The sequence below is a fragment of the Streptomyces sp. NPDC005722 genome, from assembly GCF_040630935.1.
Classification (GTDB): Bacteria; Actinomycetota; Actinomycetes; order Streptomycetales; family Streptomycetaceae; genus Actinacidiphila.
The window spans coordinates 18,564-38,139 of sequence record NZ_JBEXYN010000018.1 but is presented as its reverse complement, the minus strand read 5'-3'; the positions used below and the strand labels follow the sequence as shown (position 1 = coordinate 38,139).

Here is a 19,576-nt window from a genome sequence, read left to right as displayed (position 1 = left end):
ATCCCCGAGTACGCCGGCTCAACTGATGAAGGACTGGAAGATCGCCACTGGAACAGTTCCAGCGGAGGACGCGGCGGGCAACACGCGGACCAGGGCCGGCGAGGCAGCGGAGCTGCCGCGAGAGGCCAACTCGGCCAGCGGGGCCCTCCGCCGCGTCTGTGAACGCATGGCTGAGAGGGGTGAGACCATCACGGTTCCTCATTCATCAAGTGTGCTGAGACATGCGCTATTTGCGGCAAAATATGCCGACTACCCCATTGCAGAGCCCAACTTGCGCGGCGACAGAGCCCCACCGAGGGAGCCATCGCGGCGTCCACCTCCCAACCGTGACGAGCTTCATTGCGGTCCGACGCGAAGCGCGCGGCACCCATCCCCACGTCACGCCTCCCGGCGCACCGAACACCAACGCCTGCTCAACGCCACGCCGCGGCAGAAGGGCGGTCACGTGCCGGACCAGCGAGCAGGGACACTCCCCCGCGGAACACCATCCGGAAGCCGACCGGATGGGCAATACACCACCAGCACGGCAACCTCGTCGGCGATGGCCTCGAACCGAATACTTCGAGCTGTTTTGGGCGCGCTTCGATCGCACGCCCAACACATCGTCCGTACAACACTTCAGAACGATTTACGAGCGCAGCCTGATCGGACTGACGCGCCGTGAACTTGACCCAGCCTCAGCCGCTCACACGAAGGATTGGAAGCCCGCCACCCGGACGTTGACGACGGCACAGGCCGGCATTACCCGACCAAGGGCGGGCGAGGCGATCGAGCTGCCACGCGTGGCAAGTTCTGCCAGCGGCAACCTCCGAGGCGTCTGCGAACGTCCGGCCAGGACGCCGGTGTCGATCTTCGGGGCGGGAGTGGCGGTCATGGCGAGTCCTCGTTCGGTAAGGCGCATTGGGGCGCACACCCTATGTCCCGGGATGTGGTAAAAAAATCCTCTCACCCCGGACATTGCGACGCAGCAGTGACAACGAGTCACCGCTGCTGCAAGTGGTGCCGAATACGCCAAATGCAGCAGGCGCCTGCGCTCCCCTGTCCCCAATGCCGGGCCGTGCGATTATCTCCCTCACGTGGAACGGGAATTGGCCATATCCACGAACCGAGACGAACTTTCTGAAGCCCTTCGCGCACCGCACGGCGACCGCGCCCTCGGCACGCCTTCCGGCGCCCCGCGCGACGTCCCGCGCGCGGGGCGCGCGAGCCCCGTACGCCCGCGCGCCGACCGGCCCCGGGCCGCTCGGCGCACTTTCCGGAACTCACCCCTGCGTCCTCGGCCGATCGGGTGACTCCCCCTTCCCCGCACGGAAAAGTCCCGCCGGACGGAGGGGGGATCCGCCCGGCGGGACCGTATCGGGGGTGACGGCCGGTCAGGCCGTCGTCACCGGCTCCTTGCCGCTGCCCGCCGGCTCGGCCGGCTCGGCGGGCTCGGGGGCCGCGCCGTGGCCGTCGTCGACGAGCGTGGTCTCGTCGAAGGGCAGCTCGCCGGCGAACACGCGCTGGGCCTGCTCACGGTCGAACTCCTTGGTCCACGTGCCGATCAGCACCGTGGCGACGGCGTTGCCCGCGAAGTTGGTCACGGCGCGCGCCTCGCTCATGAAGCGGTCGATGCCGACGATGAGGCCGACGCCGTCGACCAGGGCCGGCTTGTGCGACTGGAGCGCACCGGCGAGGGTCGCCAGGCCCGCGCCGGTGACGCCGGCGGCGCCCTTGGAGGCGACCATCATGAAGAGCAGCAGGGTGATCTGCTGGCCGAGGGCGAGCGGCTGGCCCATCGAGTCGGCGATGAACAGCGAGGCCATGGTCAGGTAGATCATGGTGCCGTCGAGGTTGAAGGAGTAGCCGGTCGGCACGGTGATGCCGACGACCGGACGGCTGACGCCCAGGTGCTCCATCTTCGCGATGAGGCGGGGCAGCGCCGACTCCGAGGACGAGGTGGAGACGATCAGCAGGAACTCCCGGCCGAGGTACTTCAGAAGCTGGAAGAGGTTGACCCCGGCGAAGAAGCGGAGCATCAGGCCGAGCACGACCACGACGAAGATCAGGCACGTGACGTAGAAGCCGAGCATGATCGTGGCGAGCGCCTTGAGCGCGTCCACGCCCGCCGAGCCGACGACCGCCGCGATCGCGCCGAAGGCGCCGATCGGGGCCGCCCACATGATCATGGACAGCACGCGGAAGACCAGCTTCTGGATGTGGCCGACACCGCGCAGGATCGGCTCGCCCGCCGTCCCCATGGCCTGCAGGCCGAAGCCGACCAGGAGGGCGACCAGGAGGGTCTGCAGCACCTGGCCCTCGGTGAAGGCGGAGACCAGGGTGACCGGGATGATGCTCAGCAGGAAGTCCGGCAGGGTCTCGGCCGGGGCGTCCTTGGCCTGCGCCTGGCCGGCGTCCGCCAGCGCGTTCGTCAGGTGCAGCCCGTCGCCGGGCTGGAGGATGTTGCCGACCACCAGGCCGATGGCGAGGGCCACGAAGGACATCACCACGAAGTAGCCGAGGGCGAGGCCGCCGACCCTGCCGACCTTGGCGGCCTGGCGGACCGAGCCCACGCCGAGCACGATCGTGCAGAAGATGATCGGCGAGATCATCATCTTGATCAGGTTCACGAAGCCGGTGCCTATGGGCTTCAGCTCGACGGCCGCGTCGGGCGCGACCATCCCGAGCACGGCGCCGGCGACCGCGGCGACGAGCACCGCGATGTACAGGAAATGGGTGCGGTCCCTGCGACCCTGGGTACGGCTCTGTACCGGCACTGACACCTTCGTCTCCTCGGTCCACCCGGACGCCGTCCCGGGACGCCCGCGATTGGATAGGTCCCGGTGACTATGCGCCCGCGCAGTGAGCCAGGTCACGTTTGCGTTCATTGTGTTCGCGGCACCTGTGCACACTGGTGGGCATGCTGCTCCCGACCCGCCTCCTCCGCCCCCGGCCGCGCCGCCGTGCGCGCAGCCTGGCGGGCCAGTTGTTCGCGATGCAGGTGGTCATCGTGGCCATGGTGGTCGCGGGCATCGCGGTGCTCGTCTACGTCAACGCCGCCGAGCGCGCGGAGGACGCCGCGAAGGACCGGGTCACGGCCGCCGCGCGGGCGGTGGCCGACGCCCCCTCGGTCGCGGCGGCCATCCGCGGCGCGGACCCCACCGCCGCGCTCCAGCCGTACGCGGAGCAGGTCAGGCGGGACACCGGCGTCTCCTTCATCACGATCATGAGCCCGGACGGCATCCGCTGGACGCACCCCGACACTGGGCAGATAGGCCACCGCTTCCTCGGGCACATAGAGGCCGCCCAGCGCGGCGGCACCTTCACCGAGACCTACACCGGCACGCTGGGCGCGTCCGTGCGCGTGGTCACCCCCGTCCACGACGACGGCCGGATCGTCGGCCTGGTCAGCGTCGGCATCACGGTCGAGGCCATCACCGACCGGGTCCGGGAACAGCTGGCGGTCCTCATCGGGATCGCCGCGGCGGCCCTGGCGGTCGGCGGCGTCGGCACCTACCTCGCCAACGCCCGGCTGCGCCGCCACACGCACGGAATGGCCGCGGACGAGCTGAGCCGCATGTACGACTACCACCAGGCGACCCTGCACGCGGTGCGCGAGGGCCTGATCCTGCTGGACGCCGACCGCAGGGTCGCGCTGTGCAACGACGCCGCCCGCGAACTGCTGGGCCTGCCCGAGGACGTGGTCGGCTCCTACGTCGCCGGGCTCGGGCTGCCCACCTCGCTGACCGGCGCGCTGCTGGCGGCCGAACCGCGGGTGGACGAGGTGCACCTGACCGCGGAGCGGGTGGTGGTGGTCAACACCTCGCCGGTGCGCGGCGGGGAGCGCCGCGGCACCGTGGTGACCCTTCGGGACCACACCGACCTGCAGTCCCTCACCGGCGAACTGGACTCCGTGCGGGGCTTCGCCGAGGCGCTGCGCTCGCAGGCGCACGAGGCGTCCAACCGCCTGCACGCGGTCGTCTCGCTCATCGAACTGGGCCGCACCCAGGACGCGGTGGAGTTCGCGACCGCCGAACTGGAGCTGGCCCAGGCGCTGACCGACCGCGTGGTGGCGGCGGTGGCGGAACCGGTGCTGGCCGCGCTGCTGCTGGGCAAGGCGGCCGAGGCGCACGAGCGCGGTGTGGAGCTGACGGTCACCGAGGACAGCCGCATCGACGACGGGGTGCTGCCCGCCTCCCTCACCTCCCGGGACCTCGTCACCCTGCTGGGCAACCTGATCGACAACGCCCTGGACGCCGCGATCGAGGGGGCCGCGCAGACGATCGCCCGCCCGCACGTCGAGGTCACCGCCCGGGCCGACGAGGGCGAGTTGCTGCTGCGGGTCACCGACAGCGGGCGCGGGGTGGACCCGGCGGTGGTGCGCGAGGTCTTCCGGCGCGGCTGGACGACCAAGAGCCACGGGCACGGCCTCGGGCTCGCCCTCGTCGAGCAGACCGCCCGGCGCGCGGGCGGCACCGTGGACCTGGACGGGGCGGTGGGCGGCGGCGCCACCTTCACCGTACGGTTGCCGCTGCGCGGGGAGGTGCGGACATGATCAGGGTGCTGGTCGTCGAGGACGACCCGGTGGCGGCGGACGCCCACCGGCTGTACGTGGAACGGCTGCCGGGGTTCACGGTGGCCGCGGTGGCCCACTCCGGGGGCGCGGCGCTGCGCGCCCTGGAACGCCACCAGGTGGACCTGATCCTGCTCGACCTCAACCTGCCCGACGGGCACGGGCTGCAGGTCGTCCGCACGCTGCGCGCGGCCGGGCACACCGCCGACGTGGTGGCGGTGACCTCGGCCCGCGACCTCGGGGTGGTGCGGCAGGCCGTCTCGGTCGGGGTGGTGCAGTACCTGCTGAAGCCCTTCACCTTCCCCACCCTGCGCGACCGGCTGGAGCGCTGGGCGCGCTACCGCGACGAGCTCGCCGGCGGGGAGGCCTCGGGCCAGGACGAGGTGGACCGCGCCCTGGCCGCGCTGCGCAGCCCGGAGAGCTCGGTGCTCCCCAAGGGCCTGAGCGGGCCGACCCTGGAGGCGGTGACCGCGGCGCTGCGCGAGGCGGCGGACGGGCTGTCGGCGAACGCGGCGGCCCAGTCGGTGGGCGTCTCGCGGATCACGGCCCGCCGCTACCTGGAGCACCTGGTGGAGACCGGACGCGCGGTCCGCGCCCCGCAGTACGGCCAGGTCGGCAGGCCCGAACTCACCTACCGCTGGGCGACGCAGCGCCGCCCCTGAGCCGTGCGCCCCGCGGCCGTTCACCGCAAGCGCCGCTCACCCGCCTGTGAGTGATGGTTCGTCAGAACACCGACTCCGCTTCCTGCATGCGGTCCTCGGGCACCCGCTTGAGCACCATCACCGCGTCGGCGAGCGGCACCAGTTCCACCGCGGTACCGCGCAGCGCCGTCATGCAGCCGAAGGCGCCCTTGTGCGCGGCCTCCACGGCGTGCCAGCCGAACCGGGTCGCCAGCACGCGGTCGTACGCGGTGGGCACGCCGCCGCGCTGGACGTGGCCGAGGATGACCGGGCGGGCCTCCTTGCCCATGCGCTGCTCCAGTTCCGCGGCGAGCCGGGCGCCGATGCCGGCGAAGCGCTCGTGGCCGTAGGCGTCGATCTCGCCGTGGGCGTACGGCATGGTGCCCTCGGCGGGGTGGGCGCCCTCGGCGACGCAGATGACGGCGAACTTCTTCCCGCGGGCGAAGCGCTCCTCGACCATGGCGACGAGGTCGGCGGGGTCGAAGGGCCGTTCCGGCAGGCAGATGCCGTGTGCGCCGCCGGCCATGCCGGACTCCAGGGCAATCCAGCCGGCGTGCCGGCCCATGACCTCGACGACCATGACCCGCTGGTGGGACTCGGCGGTGGTCTTGAGCCGGTCGATGGCCTCGGTGGCCACGGTGACGGCGGTGTCGAAGCCGAAGGTGCGGTCGGTGGCGGAGATGTCGTTGTCGATGGTCTTGGGGACGCCCACCACCGGCATGCCGGCCTCGGCGAGCAGCCGGGCCGCGGTGAGCGTGCCCTCGCCGCCGATGGGGATCAGGACGTCCAGGTCGTAGCCGGAGCAGAGGGTGCGCCAGTTGTCGGCGGCCTCGTGGAGGCGGGCGCGTTCCAGCCGGGAGGAGCCCAGGATGGTGCCGCCCCGGGCGAGGATGCCGCTGACGGAGTTCAGGTCGAGCGGACGGTAGCGGCCCTCCAGCAGCCCCTTGAAGCCGTCCTCGAAGCCGATGACCTCGTCGTCGTGGTAGGTCAGCGCGCGGTGGGTCACCGAGCGGATCACGGCGTTGAGTCCGGGGCAGTCGCCGCCGGCGGTGAGGACTCCGATGCGCATGGCGCTCCACGCTCCCTCCGGTCGCGTGTACGGTCGCCTGTTCGCATCGTAGGTCCGCACCGCACCCGCCGCGCGCCATACGCACGCCGAACTGTAATGTCAAGACGTATCCGCCACCCGTGTCCGGGTGGATCACGCCGGGCAGGAACGGAGAGAGCGCGTGACGCGCAGCGTGTACGTAACCGGTATCGGCAGGGGGGACGGCCGCCAGGTCGTCGAGCTGGGCGTCATGGAGCTGCTGACCCGGCAGGTGGACCGCGTCGGGGTGTTCCGGCCGCTCGTCCACGACACGCCCGACCGGATGTTCGAGCTGCTGCGCAGCCGCTACCGGCTCACCCAGGACCCGGCGACCGCCCACGGCCTGAGCTACGAGGAGGCGGCCGCGCTCCAGGCCGAGCAGGGCCGGGACGCGCTCATCGCGCGCCTGGTGGAGCGCTACCACCTGGTGGCCGCGGAGTTCCCCACCGTGCTCGTCCTCGGCTCGGACTTCCACGAGACCAACCTCCCCGGCGAGCTGGGCGTCAACGCCCGGCTGGCGAACGAGTTCGGCGCCTCGGTGATCCCGGTGGTCGGCGGCCGCGACCAGAGCGCCGACTCGGTGGTGGACGAGGTCCGCAACGCGCACCAGGCGTACAGCGGGCTGGGCTGCGACATCATCGCCATGATCGCCAACCGGGTGCCCCCGCAGGTGCTGGAGGAGGCCGCGGAGCGGCTGCGGCGCCGGCTCCCGGTGCCCGCGTACGTGCTGCCCGACGAGCCCGCGCTGTCGGCCCCCACGGTCTCCCAGGTCGTCGAGACGCTGCACGCCGAGGTGCTCCTCGGGGACCACGGCGGACTGTCCCGGGACGTGATGGGCTTCGTCTTCGGCGGCGCGATGCTGCCGACCTTCATCCGCGCGCTGACCCCCGGCTGCATGGTGATCACCCCGGGCGACCGGGCGGACCTGATCATCGGCTCGCTGGCCGCGCACTCCGCCGGCTCCCCGCCCATCGCCGGCATCCTGCTCACCCTGGACGAGGTGCCCGGCCCGGAGATCATGGCCCTGGCGGCGCGGCTGGCCCCCGGCACGCCGGTGATGTCGGTGCCGTCCGGCAGCTTCCCGACCGCCGCCGAGCTCTTCGCCCTGGAGGCGCGCCTGGGCGCGGCCACCCCGCGCAAGGCGGAGACGGCGCTCGGGCTCTTCGAGAAGCACGTGGACGGTCCCGAGCTGACCGAGCGGCTGTCGGTGGTGCGCGGCGAGCGCGTCACCCCGATGATGTTCGAGCACGAGCTGATCGAGCGGGCCCGCTCCGGCCGCCGCCGGGTGGTCCTGCCCGAGGGGACCGAGGAGCGCATCCTGCACGCGGCCGAGGTCCTGCTGCGCCGGGACGTCTGCGACATCGTCCTGCTCGGCGACGAGGACGCCATCCGCAAGCGGGCCGGCGAGCTCGGCGTCAACGTCGACGTGCCCGGCTGCACCCTGACCGACCCGCAGACCTCGCCGCTGCGCGAGAACTTCGCGGAGCTCTACGCCCGGCTCCGCGCCCACCGGGGCGTCAGCTACGAGCTCGCGTACGACGTCGTCGCCGACGTCTCCTACTTCGGCACGCTGATGGTGGAGCAGGGCCTCGCCGACGGCATGGTCTCCGGCGCCGTCCACTCCACGGCGGCGACGATCCGCCCGGCCTTCGAGGTCATCAAGACCGCGCCGGGCGCGTCCATCGTCAGCTCCGTCTTCTTCATGTGCCTGGCCGACCGGGTGCTGGTGTACGGCGACTGCGCGGTGAACCCGGACCCGGACGCCGAGCAACTGGCCGACATCGCGATCCAGTCCGCCGAGACCGCCGCCCAGTTCGGGGTCGAGCCGCGGGTGGCGATGCTGTCGTACTCCACCGGCACCTCCGGCTCGGGCGCCGACGTGGACAAGGTGCGCCGGGCCACCGAACTGGTCCGGCAGCGGCGCCCGGAGCTGCTGGTGGAGGGGCCGATCCAGTACGACGCGGCGGTCGACGCCAAGGTCGCGGCCACCAAACTGCCGGACTCGAAGGTCGCCGGCAACGCCACCGTGCTGATCTTCCCCGACCTCAACACCGGCAACAACACCTACAAGGCGGTGCAGCGTTCGGCGGGTGCGGTGGCGGTCGGCCCCGTGCTGCAGGGCCTGCGCAAGCCCGTCAACGACCTGTCGCGCGGCGCGCTGGTCCAGGACATCGTCAACACCGTCGCCATCACGGCCATCCAGGCGCAGGGCGACCGGTGACCGGCCACAGCAAGGAAGGCACCGTGCCCGCCACCCGCGTCCTCGTCCTCAACTCCGGTTCCTCGTCGCTGAAGTACCAGCTGCTGGACATGGCCGACGGCAGCCGGCCGGCGGCCGGGATCGTCGAGCGGATCGGCGAGCCGGGCGGGGTCGCGGACCACACCGAGGCGCTGAAGACCGTCGCGGCGGAGCTCGCCGCCCGGGGCCTCGGCCTGGACTCCCCCGAACTGGCCGCGGTGGGCCACCGGGTGGTGCACGGCGGCACGCGCTTCACCGCGCCGACGCTGGTCGACGACGAGGTGCTCGCCGCCGTCGAGGAACTCGTGCCGCTCGCCCCGCTCCACAACCCGGCGAACGTCACCGGCATCCGGGTCGCCCGCGAACTGCGCCCCGACCTGCCGCAGGTCGCCGTCTTCGACACCGCCTTCCACGCCACGATCCCCGAGCACGCGTACCGCTACGCGGTCGACCGGGAGACCGCCGACGCCCACCAGGTGCGCCGCTACGGCTTCCACGGGACCTCGCACGCCTACGTCTCCCGCGCCACCGCGCGGCTGCTCGGCCGGGACCCGGCCGAGGTCAACGTCATCGTGCTGCACCTGGGCAACGGCGCCTCCGCCTCGGCCGTGCGCGGGGGCGAGTGCGTGGAGACCTCGATGGGGCTCACCCCGCTGGAGGGCCTGGTGATGGGTACCCGTTCGGGGGACCTGGACCCGGCCGTGGTCTTCCACCTGGCCCGTGTCGCGGGGATGGGGGTGCCGGAGGTCGACGAGCTGCTCAACAAGCGCTCGGGCCTGCTCGGCCTGTGCGGCGACAACGACATGCGGGAGATCGCCCGCCGGATGGCCGAGGGCGACGAGGCCGCGCAGCTCGCCTTCGACGTCTACGTCCACCGGCTGCGCAAGTACGTGGGCGCCTACACCGCCGTACTGGGCCGGGTCGACGCGATCGCCTTCACCGCGGGCGTCGGCGAGAACTCCGCCGCGGTCCGGGCCGCCGCCATGGGCGGGCTGGAGGCCCTGGGCGTCGAGCTGGACCCGGTGCGCAACGCGGTGCGCGGCAGCGCCGCCCGCGTGGTGTCGGCCGGCGGCAGCCGGGTGGCGGTCGCGGTCGTCCCCACCGACGAGGAGCTGGAGATCGCACAGCAGACGTACTCGCTGGTGACGGGCCGGTGACTCGTTGGGGCCACCCGGAGGCTCTACTCTATGGCCGCCGTCCGCACCGTCCATGCCTCCCCCGCACGGGAAAATTCCGGAGCGGAACAAACCCGATAGGATCGTCGTCATGCGCCGAGCGAAAATCGTCTGCACCCTGGGTCCCGCCGTCGACTCCTACGACCAGCTGAAGACGCTGGCCGAGGCCGGTATGAACGTGGCCCGCTTCAACTTCAGCCACGGCAGCCACGCCGAGCACGAGGAGCGCTACCAGCGGGTGCGCAAGGTCTCCGTGGAGACCGGACGTGCCATCGGCGTGCTCGCCGACCTCCAGGGCCCCAAGATCCGCCTGGAGACCTTCGCGGACGGTCCCGTGGAGCTGGTCGCCGGTGACGAGTTCGTCATCACCACCGAGGACGTCCCCGGTGACAGGACCATCTGCGGCACCACCTACAAGGGCCTGCCCGCCGACGTGCGCGCCGGCGACCCTGTCCTGATCAACGACGGCAACGTCGCGCTGCGCGTGATCGACGTCGACGGCCCGCGGGTCCGCTGCCTGGTCGTCGAGGGCGGCGTCATCTCCGACCACAAGGGCATCAACCTGCCCGGCGCCGCGGTCAACGTGCCCGCGCTGTCCGAGAAGGACATCGAGGACCTGCGCTTCGCCCTGCACATGGGCGTCGACATGGTGGCGCTCTCCTTCGTCCGCGACGCCAAGGACGTCCGCGACGTCCACCGCGTCATGGACGAGGTCGGCCGCCGCGTGCCGGTCATCGCCAAGGTCGAGAAGCCGCAGGCGGTCGACAACATGGAGGACGTCGTCGCGGCCTTCGACGGCGTCATGGTGGCCCGTGGCGACCTGGCGGTGGAGTACCCGCTGGAGAAGGTCCCGATGGTGCAGAAGCGGCTGATCGAACTCTGCCGCCGCAACGCCAAGCCGGTGATCGTCGCGACCCAGATGATGGAGTCGATGATCACCAACTCCCGTCCGACCCGCGCCGAGGCCTCCGACGTCGCCAACGCGATCCTGGACGGCACGGACGCGGTCATGCTGTCCGCCGAGTCCAGCGTCGGCAAGTACCCGATCGAGACCGTCAAGACCATGTCGCGGATCATCGAGGCGGCCGAGGTCGAACTGCTCAAGCAGGGCATGTGGCCGCTCAACGGCCGCAAGCCGCGCACCCAGGGCGGCGCCGTCGCCCGGGCCGCCGCCGAGCTCGCGGACTACCTGGACGCCAAGACCCTGGTCGCCTTCACCAAGTCCGGCGACACCGCCCGCCGTCTGGCCCGCTACCGCGTGCCGCAGACCGTGGTGGCGTACACGACCGACGAGTCGACGCGCAACATGCTGGCACTCACCTGGGGCGTGCAGACCACCGTCGTCCCGCACGTCAACACCACCGACGAGATGGTGGAGATCGTCAACCAGGAGATGCTGAAGCTCAGCGACTACACCGAGGGCGACACCGTGATCATCACGGCCGGTTCCCCTCCCGGTGTCCCCGGCACCACCAACCTGGTGCGGGTCCACCACCTCGGCCACCGCGCGGTCTGACCGGCCGCCGGGCCGCCCGGAACACGGGAACGGCGGAGGGCACCTCCCCCTGCGGGGACGGCGCCCTCCGCCGTTTCGTCGTGCGCGGTTCCCGGAGGGGTCTTACGCGGCCGGGCCGTTCGCGGACTCAGTCCGCGGTGTTGTACACGTGCATGCCGGGGAGCCTCAGCGTGCCGCCGAACTGTCCGGCCTGCACGACCGTGACGTTGGTGAAGAACGCGGCCGGCACGTTGACCGGGGGCGGGGTGTCCGGGGTGAACTCGATCGGGATGAGCCCGAAGAGGTTGCCCTTCAGCGACTCGGTGTACATCGTCACCGTGCCGTTGCGGATCGTCGAGGTGCTGCCCTTGCGGGCGTCCACGTGCCCGACGGTGCCGTTCGGCCCCACGACCTCCTGCTTCAGGTCCTTGATGTCCACGCCGGTGGCGGTGAACTTCAGGACCTTCTTGACCTTCCCGCTCCAGGTCTTGACCTCGACGATGCCCTTGTAGTCGAGCCCGGTCAGGGTCAGCAGGCTGCTGCGCAGCACCCAGGGGTCGTCCGGCAGCAGCGACTGCGTCTCCTGGTAGGCGGCGTCCGCCAGGGCCTGCGCGTCGTGGGTCGGGCACGGGAACGGGGTCTTGCCGTCCTCGGACACCGCCGGGGTGCTCTCGGCGGGGTCCGGGGCGTCCACGGCCTTCCCGGTGGTCTCCGAGAGCTTGTCGGCCGCCTCCGACACGGTCTTCTTCAGCGCCTCGGTGGTGTCCTCGGCCTTCTTCTTCACCGTGCCCGTGGAGGCGCTCGGCTTGGGAGCGGCCGACGTGGCGCCCGGGGAGGGCGTCGTGGACGGCGTGGGGGTCGCGGTGGCGGCCTCCCCGCTCTTCTTGCCGAGGCCCAGCAGGTCCCCGAGGGCGTCGCCGACGCCCAGCGGGTCCAGCGGGTCGCTCTGCTTCGTCGCCGACGGCGAGGCGGACGGGTCGGGCGCCGTCGTCCCCGGGCCGCCGGAGGAACCGCCGCCGCCCTCCTCGCCCTTGCCGCCCCCGTCACCGGAACCGGTGGAGGGGTCGTGCGACGAGGGGTCCCCGGACGGGGTCGCGGTCGGGGTCGCGGTCGGGGTCTTGGTGGCGCCGCTCGACGGGGTGGCGCCGGACGTCGCGGACTGCGACGGCTCGTCGGGCTGCTCGACGCACTTCGTGCCCGAGAACGGGTTCCTCGGCAGTTCGTCGGCAGAGGCCAGCCTCGGGGTCAGTCCCATGCCCATCAGGACCGCCGTCGGCATCGCGGCCAGGGCTATCGCCTTGCCCGCGGGCATCTGCAGCTTGGTCAGCAGCGACTTCCTCGGTGCCGCGTGCCGCGGCCCCGTTCTCTCACGGGTGCCGCTGCCGGCGGCGACCCCGGAAGCGGGCTGGACCTCATCACCCCGCACTGTGCCTCCCGTTCGCGTCTACGGTCTCGGCGCCGTCCACCGGGTGCTGCGGCGCGGTGCCTGCCTGGTCGGCGGCCGGACCGGCGTCCGGGTCCGCCGGGTACTCGCCGTAGGCCGCCGCGTAGGGGGAGCCGGGCGGCGGCACGTAGCCGGTGTCGCCGTCGTCGCCCGTGCCGCTGCCGGGCAGTTCCGCCGGGTCCGCGCCGCCCTCGGCGGGCGGTGCTCCCGGGGCCCAGGAGACGGCGAGGGCACCGCCGACGAGGCCCAGCAGGAAGCCGATCAGGAAGCCGCCGAAGTTGGAGACCACCAACGACACCAGCGACAGCAGGATCGACGCGACGCCCGAGAAGACGCGCACCGCCGACTGGAACCACATGGTCAGGCCGAGCACGACCAGCAGCACGCCGATGATCAGCGAACCGGACCCGGCCGTGGTGGCCATGGTCAGGCTCAGCGCGCCGAGCGAGAGATGGGCGTACGGGAAGTACGCGATGGGCAGTCCGGCCAGCAGTGTCAGCAGACCCGCCCAGAACGGCCGCTGTCCGCGCCAAACGCGGAAGCGGAACCGCCAATAGCCGAACCGGCCCCTCAGTCCGTGTGTCTCGGCGCTCATGGAAAACAGCTCCCTGGGACTGGCGTTTCTAGAAAGAGTCACGGGTGAGGTAGGTGAGGGGCATCCCGTGCCCCCCACCCCCTCCGGTCAGGCTAGAAGCACTCGAGCTTCTGGCCGGAGCCCATCTTCACCGACATGCTCAGCCCGCTGAGCTTGAAGGTGCCCGCGCTGGTCGCCCACGCGGTCTGCTGCACACCGGTGAGGTGAGCCTTCCGGGCCTCCTGGGCGAAGGAACCGGGGTCGGTCTTGTCACCGGCCTTGATGCCGGGGCCCTGCTGGGTGTCACCGGCGGCGACACCGATGTTGATGTCGGTGAACTCCGCATCGGCGTCGAGCTGGTCGAGGTCGATGTAGAGGTTCTTCGCCTCGACCTTCTTGCCGCCGTTGCCGGCGCCCAGCTTCAGCGTGACGTCGCCGATCGGCGTCGGCACGACCACGGACTGGCACAGCCCGGTGATCGTGGCCGAGTCGAACGCGGACACCGCGACCGGAACCGGCTTGCCGCCGTGCTGGATGTCGAGGGCTCCGTACTGGACGAAGCCCTCACCCTGCAGGTCCTGAGCGGCGACCTTGAACTGCTGGCCCGAAACGCTGAACGACGCGGCGAGCGCGCCCTGACCCAGGGCCACGCCTATCGCCGCGGTGGCGGCGACACTCGGGACCATGACAACGGCGAACCGCTTCCATCTGGTACCGCCGCGGATGAGCGACTCCATGACTTTCCTCCTTCTCGGACGTACATCTCCGGCCGGAATCGTGGGGATTGCGGCGGGATGGGAGAAGTGCTACGTCCTCGGGAAGGAGAGCGCCGTATCGACGGCCGTCACGCGGGAAAGAGCGGACGACACTGTCCGAAAATCGGCGATCACCCCCGAGCGACAACCACATGGCCACGCTCTCGCGCAACCTGCTGGACAGGCCCTGCCGGACGGCAGAGACCCCCCTGTCCCCGGTCCGCGTCCGCTGCTGGCACAGCTTCGGCGGTCCGGCCCGGTGGGGACCCGCTCGCGATCGGACGGCTGGATGCCGACTTCTCGGCGACGGACCGGGCTTGGCCGATCGTGGTCCATTCGGCGCCGCTGCACAAGGGGCGTCGTTACTAGCGGGTAACGGTGCGATAACCCAGGAGATATGGTCTAGACCATAGTCACTACACTGAGTAGTTGCGATGAGGGTGTGAAAATCACCCATCGGGTGATAGTTCCGGACAGAGTGCCGTCACTCTCTTACCGGAAGTAACAGCGGCCGCGCTTCATCAAGATTTGGTAAAGCGCGGCCGGTCCTGTACCGGGCTCGAAATGGCTTTCGAGGCACCGCCACCTTATGTGATCAGGTCAGAACAGCACTCGCGCGAGGGCCGCACGGGCGGCCGTCACCCGGGGGTCATCGGCGCCGATCACCTCGAACAGCTCCAGCAGCCGCAGCCGTACGGTGTCGCGGTCCTCGCCCACGGTGCGCCGCACCGTGTCCACCAGGCGGCCGAAGGCGTCCTCGACATGGCCGCCGACCAGGTCAAGATCGGCCACGGCGATCTGCGCCGCCACGTCACCCGGGGCGTCGGCCGCGGCCTTGCGGGCGGCCTGCGCGTCGGCGCCCTCCACCCGCTGCAGCAACTCGGCCTGCGCCAGGCCCAGCTTCGCCTCGGCGTTGGCCGGGTCGTCCGAGAGGACGTTGCGGTACGCCTGGATCGCGCCACCGAGGTCGCCCTGGTCCAGGGCGTCGTGCGCCGCCGAGAGCGCGATCTCCTGCGGGCTGGGCGGCCGCTCCTCGACGACCGGCACCTCGGCGCCCTCCTCGACCGGCACACCGGTGATGCCGAACCGCTGCTCGGCCACGGCGACCAGCTGGTCCAGCACCTCACGGATCTGGTCCTCGGGAGCGGCGCCCTGGAAGAGCGGCATGGCCTGGCCGGCCAGCACCGCGAACACCGCGGGAATGCCCTGCACACCGAACTGCTGCACCAGCAGCTGGTTGGCGTAGACGTCGATCTTCGCGACGACGACCCGGCCCGCGTAGGAGCCGGCGAGCCGCTCCAGCGTCTCCTGCAACTGCACACTCGCGTCCGCGCGGTCGGTCCAGAAGTGGACGACGACCGGGACCTCGGTGGAACGCTGCAGTACATCGCTCTCGAAGGTGGCCTCGGTGACCTCGGTCACCAGGGCGGGGGCGGCGGGCGCTCCCCCGTGGCGGGCGGCTTCCGCGCGGGCCTGCTCGGCCTTCGCCTTGGCCTCTCCGGCCGCCTTCACCGCGGCGAGGTCGACCACGCCGCTCATGGACATGTTCCGTGGCTGCATGAGACCAATCCTCCCCCCTCGTCGCGGTTCCCGGGGAATCGCCCCCCGAAAGCGCCACTTCCGGCGCGGAACGATGACGCACCGCTCGGCGCGAGGTCCCCGTCCGCGCGGTGGCCGCCATCATTTCGATACGACCCGTAGCGTAACTGTACGGTCGCTTCCCACGCAACGGGGATAGGGTTCCCAGCCATGTGCGCGCGTGAAACAGGCAGAAGGACCGGACGTCCCCGCAGCGCGGAGGCCGACCGGGCGATCCTGGACGCCGCACGGCAGGCCCTGGTCGAGCTCGGCTGGGGCAAGCTCACCATGGGTGACGTCGCGGCCCGCGCAAGGGTGGCCAAGACCACCCTCTACCGGCGCTGGGCGAACAAGAACGAGTTGGTCGTGGACGCGGTCGCCGCGCTCTTCGACGAGCTGGAACTGCCCGACCGCGGCAGCCTGCGGGCCGATGTGGAGGGCGTCGTCCTGCAGTTCGCCGCCCTGCTGGAACAGCCCGCCACCCGGACCGCGCTCATGGCGGTGGTCGCCGAGGCCACCCATGACGAGGCGTTGCGGCAGCGGATCCGGGAGGCGATCGTCGACCGGCAGAAGCGTCTGGTCATCGAGGGCCGCCGGCGCGCGCAGGAACGCGGGGAGATCCCGCCGGACGACGGCGACCCCGCCCCGCAGGTCGACCTGATCTTCGACGTCATCGCGGGGGCCGTGGTGCACCGCGCCCTCGTCAGCTGCCAACCGGTGGACGCCGACTGGGCGGCCCGCTTCACCACGGTCCTGCTGGGGGGCCTCGCGGCGGCCCCGGCGATCTAGCCGTCGCCCGGAGTTCGACCGGTCTTCCGCCACGGAAGCCTCAACACCCCTTGCCCGCATGGCATGTCATCGTCATGCTTACCGGCGGGTCATCTACTCGCATAGACAACCCGGCGGTCAGGCATGGCCGTTGCTCGGCGTTCCCTCGTTCCACCTTGTCAGCGCGTCCATTGATCGCTCGCCCCCAGGAGGATCGATCCACGTGAGACACCCTCACACCGGTCGGCGCGGCGTCGTCGCCACCATGGCCACCGTCGCCGCCTCGCTGATCGCCCTGACGGCCGCCCAGAGCGCCACCGCGCTCCCGGCGACCGCCACCTCGCGCGCCCACGCCCCGTCGTCCGCCGTCACCGTGGCGGAGGACCAGGCGGCACGCGCCATCGCCGGCTCCCTCTCCGACGCCTCGTGGCGCACCCGTGTCCGCCACGCGGCACTCGCCTCGGACGAGGTGGCCGTCACCGAACTCGCCGGGCCGCGGCTGCGGTCCACGCTCGCCGACGCCGACCGGCGGATCGCCGCCGCCAAGGGCCTCGGCGCGGACGTCGGTTCCCTGCTGCGGCTGCGCCTCGGGGACGACTCGATGCGCGGTGCGCTGGCCTCCGGCGTCACCCCCTGGGTGGCCGCGGCCAGTTCGGACGAGGACGTCCGCACCGTCACCGCCTACGACAGCCGGGGCCGCGCCCACCGGCTCGACGCCCGTACCGCTCCCACCCACCCGGTGTACGTCGTCGACATCGACGGCTCCAAGGCGCTGGCCGCGGGCCTGGACGTGCTCCAGGGCGAGCTGGACCGGCAGGGCCTGACCTCCGCCGCCCCGCGGTCCGCGGCGAAGTCCTCCTCGGCCTCGGCGGCCGGGGCCGGCTTCTGGACCACGCGCATCACCCAGGTCCGGCTCTCCGACGACGAGGAGCCGTGGGTCAAGGGCGACGCCGAGATCTACACCCTCGTCACGGGCTTCGGCCAGGACGGCGTCGCGCGGGTCGACCCCGTCGACATGCCGTACCTGGACAACGACGGGACGACGTACAGCCCCAACCAGATCCTGGTCAACTGGTCGCTGTACAAGTACAACCTCGCCGACGCCGTGATGATGGAGGACGACGGCAGCACCAACTACCGCGACCTGGCGAAGGCCATCGCGGGGGTCCTGCTGACCATCGCCGACCAGGGCACCTACATCCCGCTGGTGAACGCGGTCCTGGACGCCATCCCGGACGACTGGTGGACCGACGACCCGGACTACGTCGACTCCTGGTACACGCTGGCGCAGAGTGACAACGGCACCCGCTACGGCGCCCGCGGCAACGGCTGGATGACCCTGCAGCCGTACTGGGTCGAGCAGTTCTGAGCGGTGTGCCCGCCGCCCCCGGGCACCGGGGGCGGCGGGCACGGGAGCGGGGCCCGGCGGGAACAGCGCGTGTTCCCGCCGGGCCCCGCGTCCTTCGTCGCGTGCGGCGCGCCGTCTGCCGCGTGCCGCCTCAGAAGCGGGCGGGCTCCGTGTAGCTGCCCCACTCGTCGCGCAGGGCGCCGCAGATCTCGCCGAGGGTGGCCTCGGCGCGCACCGCGTCCAGCATCGGTTCGATCATGTTGCTGCCGTCCCTGGCGGCGGTCAGCATCGCGTCCAGCGCCTTGCGGACGGCCGCGTCGTCGCGCTCGCCCTTGCGGCCGGCGAGCACGCGGACCTGCTCGCGCTCGACCTCGTGGCTGACCCGCAGGATCTCCAGGTCGCCCGTCACGGAGCCGGTGTGGCAGTTGACTCCGACGACCTTCTTGTCGCCCTTCTCCAGGGCGCGCTGGTACTCGAAGGCGGCCTCGGCGATCCGGCCGGTGAAGTAGCCGTCCTCGATGCCGCGCAGGATGCCCGAGGTGATCGGCCCGACCGGGTGCCTGCCGTCCGGCACGGCGCGGGCGCCGAGCTCCCTGATCTTGTCGAAGATCTTCTCCGCGTCCGCCTCGATGCGGTCGGTCAGCGCCTCGACGTACCAGGCGCCGCCCAGCGGGTCGGCCACGTTGGCGACGCCGGTCTCCTCCATGAGCACCTGCTGCGTGCGCAGCGCGATCTCCGCCGCCTGGGCACTGGGCAGCGCCAGGGTCTCGTCCAGGGCGTTGGTGTGCAGCGAGTTGGTGCCGCCGAGGACCGCGGCCAGCGCCTCCACGGCGGTGCGGACCACGTTGTTGTACGGCTGCTGGGCGGTCAGCGAGACGCCGGCGGTCTGGGTGTGGAAGCGCAGCCACTGCGCCTTGTCGGTCTTCGCGCCGTACACGTCGCGCATCCAGCGGGCCCAGATCCGGCGCGCGGCGCGGAACTTGGCGATCTCCTCGAAGAAGTCCAGGTGCGCGTCGAAGAAGAAGGACAGGCCCGGCGCGAAGGTGTCGACGTCCAGCCCGCGGGACAGGCCCAGCTCCACGTAGCCGAAGCCGTCGGCGAGGGTGTAAGCGAGCTCCTGCGCGGCCGTCGAGCCGGCCTCGCGGATGTGGTAGCCGGAGACCGACAGCGGCTTGTACGCCGGGATGCCCGCCGCGCAGTGCTCCATCAGGTCGCCGATCAGGCGCAGGTGCGGCTCGGGGGCGAAGAGCCACTCCTTCTGCGCGATGTACTCCTTGAAGATGTCGGTCTGCAGGGTGCCGTTGAGCACCGCGGGGTCGACGCCCTGGCGTTCGGCGGCCACCAGGTACATGCAGAAGACCGGCACCGCGGGGCCGGAGATCGTCATGGAGGTGGTGACGTCGCCGAGCGGGATGTCCTTGAAGAGGACCTCCATGTCGGCGGCCGAGTCGATGGCGACGCCGCAGTGGCCGACCTCACCCAGCGAGCGGGGGTCGTCGGAGTCGCGGCCCATGAGGGTCGGCATGTCGAAGGCGACCGACAGGCCGCCGCCGCCCGCCTCGAGGATCATCTTGTAGCGCTCGTTGGTCTGCTCGGCGTTGCCGAAGCCGGCGAACTGGCGGATCGTCCACGTACGGCCCCGGTAGCCGGTCGGGTGCAGTCCGCGGGTGAAGGGGTACTCACCGGGCCAGCCGATCCGCTCGAAGCCGGGTACGTCGGCGCCCGCGGGCGGGCCGTACACGGGCTCGACCGGGTCGCCGGAGAGCGTGCTGAAGTCGGCCTCGCGCTTGCGCGCGGCGTCGTAGCGCGCCTGCCAGCGGCTGCGCCCCTCCTCGATGGCTGCAGCGTCCATGCCGTGTCTCCGCCTCTCTCGCCAACCGG

The 19,576-nt window shown here is 71.6% G+C and carries 16 protein-coding genes; 7 read left to right on the top strand and 9 right to left on the bottom strand.

Annotated elements, in window-relative coordinates; genetic code table 11:
- Positions 1-18: 18 nt before the first annotated feature.
- From fxsA (ABZ479_RS21640) to ABZ479_RS21630, 3 genes are all read right to left on the bottom strand, one after another.
- Positions 19-168 (bottom strand): FxSxx-COOH cyclophane-containing RiPP peptide, encoded by a 150-nt coding sequence (gene fxsA / locus ABZ479_RS21640; RefSeq protein ID WP_500463181.1) that lies wholly within the window; start codon positions 166-168, stop codon positions 19-21.
- Positions 169-685: 517 nt separating this feature from the next.
- Positions 686-874, bottom strand: a complete 189-nt coding sequence (gene fxsA, locus ABZ479_RS21635) for an FxSxx-COOH cyclophane-containing RiPP peptide (RefSeq protein ID WP_500463102.1) — start codon at positions 872-874, stop codon at positions 686-688.
- Between the two features lie 499 nt (positions 875-1,373).
- Entirely contained in the window at positions 1,374-2,756 is a 1,383-nt protein-coding gene (locus ABZ479_RS21630) for a cation:dicarboxylate symporter family transporter (protein ID WP_499602754.1), read from the bottom strand.
- A 143-nt stretch (positions 2,757-2,899) separates the two neighbouring features.
- Here ABZ479_RS21630 and ABZ479_RS21625 point away from each other — a divergent pair, with 143 nt between their 5' ends.
- Positions 2,900-4,534 (top strand): sensor histidine kinase, encoded by a 1,635-nt coding sequence (locus ABZ479_RS21625; RefSeq protein ID WP_500463101.1) that lies wholly within the window; start codon positions 2,900-2,902, stop codon positions 4,532-4,534.
- Positions 4,531-5,214 carry a response regulator gene (locus ABZ479_RS21620; protein WP_500463100.1) on the top strand — a complete coding sequence of 228 codons (684 nt, stop codon included), beginning with the start codon at positions 4,531-4,533 and terminating at the stop codon, positions 5,212-5,214. The genes ABZ479_RS21625 and ABZ479_RS21620 overlap by 4 nt, the downstream gene beginning before the upstream one ends.
- 61 nt (positions 5,215-5,275) lie before the next feature.
- On the opposite strand, the gene ABZ479_RS21615 is transcribed toward ABZ479_RS21620, so the two are convergent.
- Entirely contained in the window at positions 5,276-6,301 is a 1,026-nt protein-coding gene (locus ABZ479_RS21615; protein ID WP_499602413.1) for an ATP-dependent 6-phosphofructokinase, read from the bottom strand.
- A 160-nt stretch (positions 6,302-6,461) separates the two neighbouring features.
- On the opposite strand from ABZ479_RS21615, the gene pta reads away from it, so the two are divergent.
- The 3 genes from pta (at position 6,462) to pyk (ending at position 11,249) form a co-directional block, all read left to right on the top strand.
- Positions 6,462-8,540, top strand: a complete 2,079-nt coding sequence (gene pta / locus ABZ479_RS21610) for a phosphate acetyltransferase (protein WP_500463099.1) — start codon at positions 6,462-6,464, stop codon at positions 8,538-8,540.
- Positions 8,541-8,563: 23 nt separating this feature from the next.
- Positions 8,564-9,715: an acetate kinase gene (locus tag ABZ479_RS21605; protein WP_500463098.1), complete on the top strand. Its 1,152-nt coding sequence runs from the start codon at positions 8,564-8,566 to the stop codon at positions 9,713-9,715.
- Between the two features lie 109 nt (positions 9,716-9,824).
- Complete coding sequence (gene pyk / locus ABZ479_RS21600) at positions 9,825-11,249, top strand: pyruvate kinase (protein ID WP_500463097.1); 1,425 nt, start codon at positions 9,825-9,827, stop codon at positions 11,247-11,249.
- A gap of 127 nt (positions 11,250-11,376) precedes the next feature.
- Here pyk and ABZ479_RS21595 read toward each other — a convergent pair whose 3' ends face one another.
- From ABZ479_RS21595 to ABZ479_RS21580, 4 genes are all read right to left on the bottom strand, one after another.
- Complete coding sequence (locus ABZ479_RS21595; protein WP_500463096.1) at positions 11,377-12,654, bottom strand: hydrogenase expression protein HypF; 1,278 nt, start codon at positions 12,652-12,654, stop codon at positions 11,377-11,379.
- Complete coding sequence (locus ABZ479_RS21590) at positions 12,644-13,267, bottom strand: DUF6114 domain-containing protein (protein WP_499602422.1); 624 nt, start codon at positions 13,265-13,267, stop codon at positions 12,644-12,646. The genes ABZ479_RS21595 and ABZ479_RS21590 overlap by 11 nt, the downstream gene beginning before the upstream one ends.
- Before the next feature lie 92 nt (positions 13,268-13,359).
- Entirely contained in the window at positions 13,360-13,983 is a 624-nt protein-coding gene (locus ABZ479_RS21585; protein ID WP_500463095.1) for a DUF6230 family protein, read from the bottom strand.
- 618 nt (positions 13,984-14,601) lie between these two features.
- Entirely contained in the window at positions 14,602-15,561 is a 960-nt protein-coding gene (locus tag ABZ479_RS21580) for a tetratricopeptide repeat protein (protein ID WP_500463094.1), read from the bottom strand.
- 189 nt (positions 15,562-15,750) lie between these two features.
- Here ABZ479_RS21580 and ABZ479_RS21575 point away from each other — a divergent pair, with 189 nt between their 5' ends.
- Both ABZ479_RS21575 and ABZ479_RS21570 read left to right on the top strand, forming a co-directional pair.
- Entirely contained in the window at positions 15,751-16,368 is a 618-nt protein-coding gene (locus tag ABZ479_RS21575) for a TetR/AcrR family transcriptional regulator (RefSeq protein ID WP_500463093.1), read from the top strand.
- A gap of 202 nt (positions 16,369-16,570) precedes the next feature.
- A complete protein-coding gene (locus ABZ479_RS21570) occupies positions 16,571-17,716 on the top strand; it encodes a DUF3103 family protein (RefSeq protein ID WP_500463092.1) in 1,146 nt (381 codons plus the stop codon).
- Positions 17,717-17,846: 130 nt separating this feature from the next.
- Here the strand turns inward: ABZ479_RS21570 and icmA are convergent, their stop codons facing one another.
- A complete protein-coding gene (gene icmA / locus ABZ479_RS21565) occupies positions 17,847-19,547 on the bottom strand; it encodes a coenzyme B12-dependent isobutyryl-CoA mutase large subunit (RefSeq protein ID WP_500463091.1) in 1,701 nt (566 codons plus the stop codon).
- Positions 19,548-19,576: the final 29 nt, after the last annotated feature.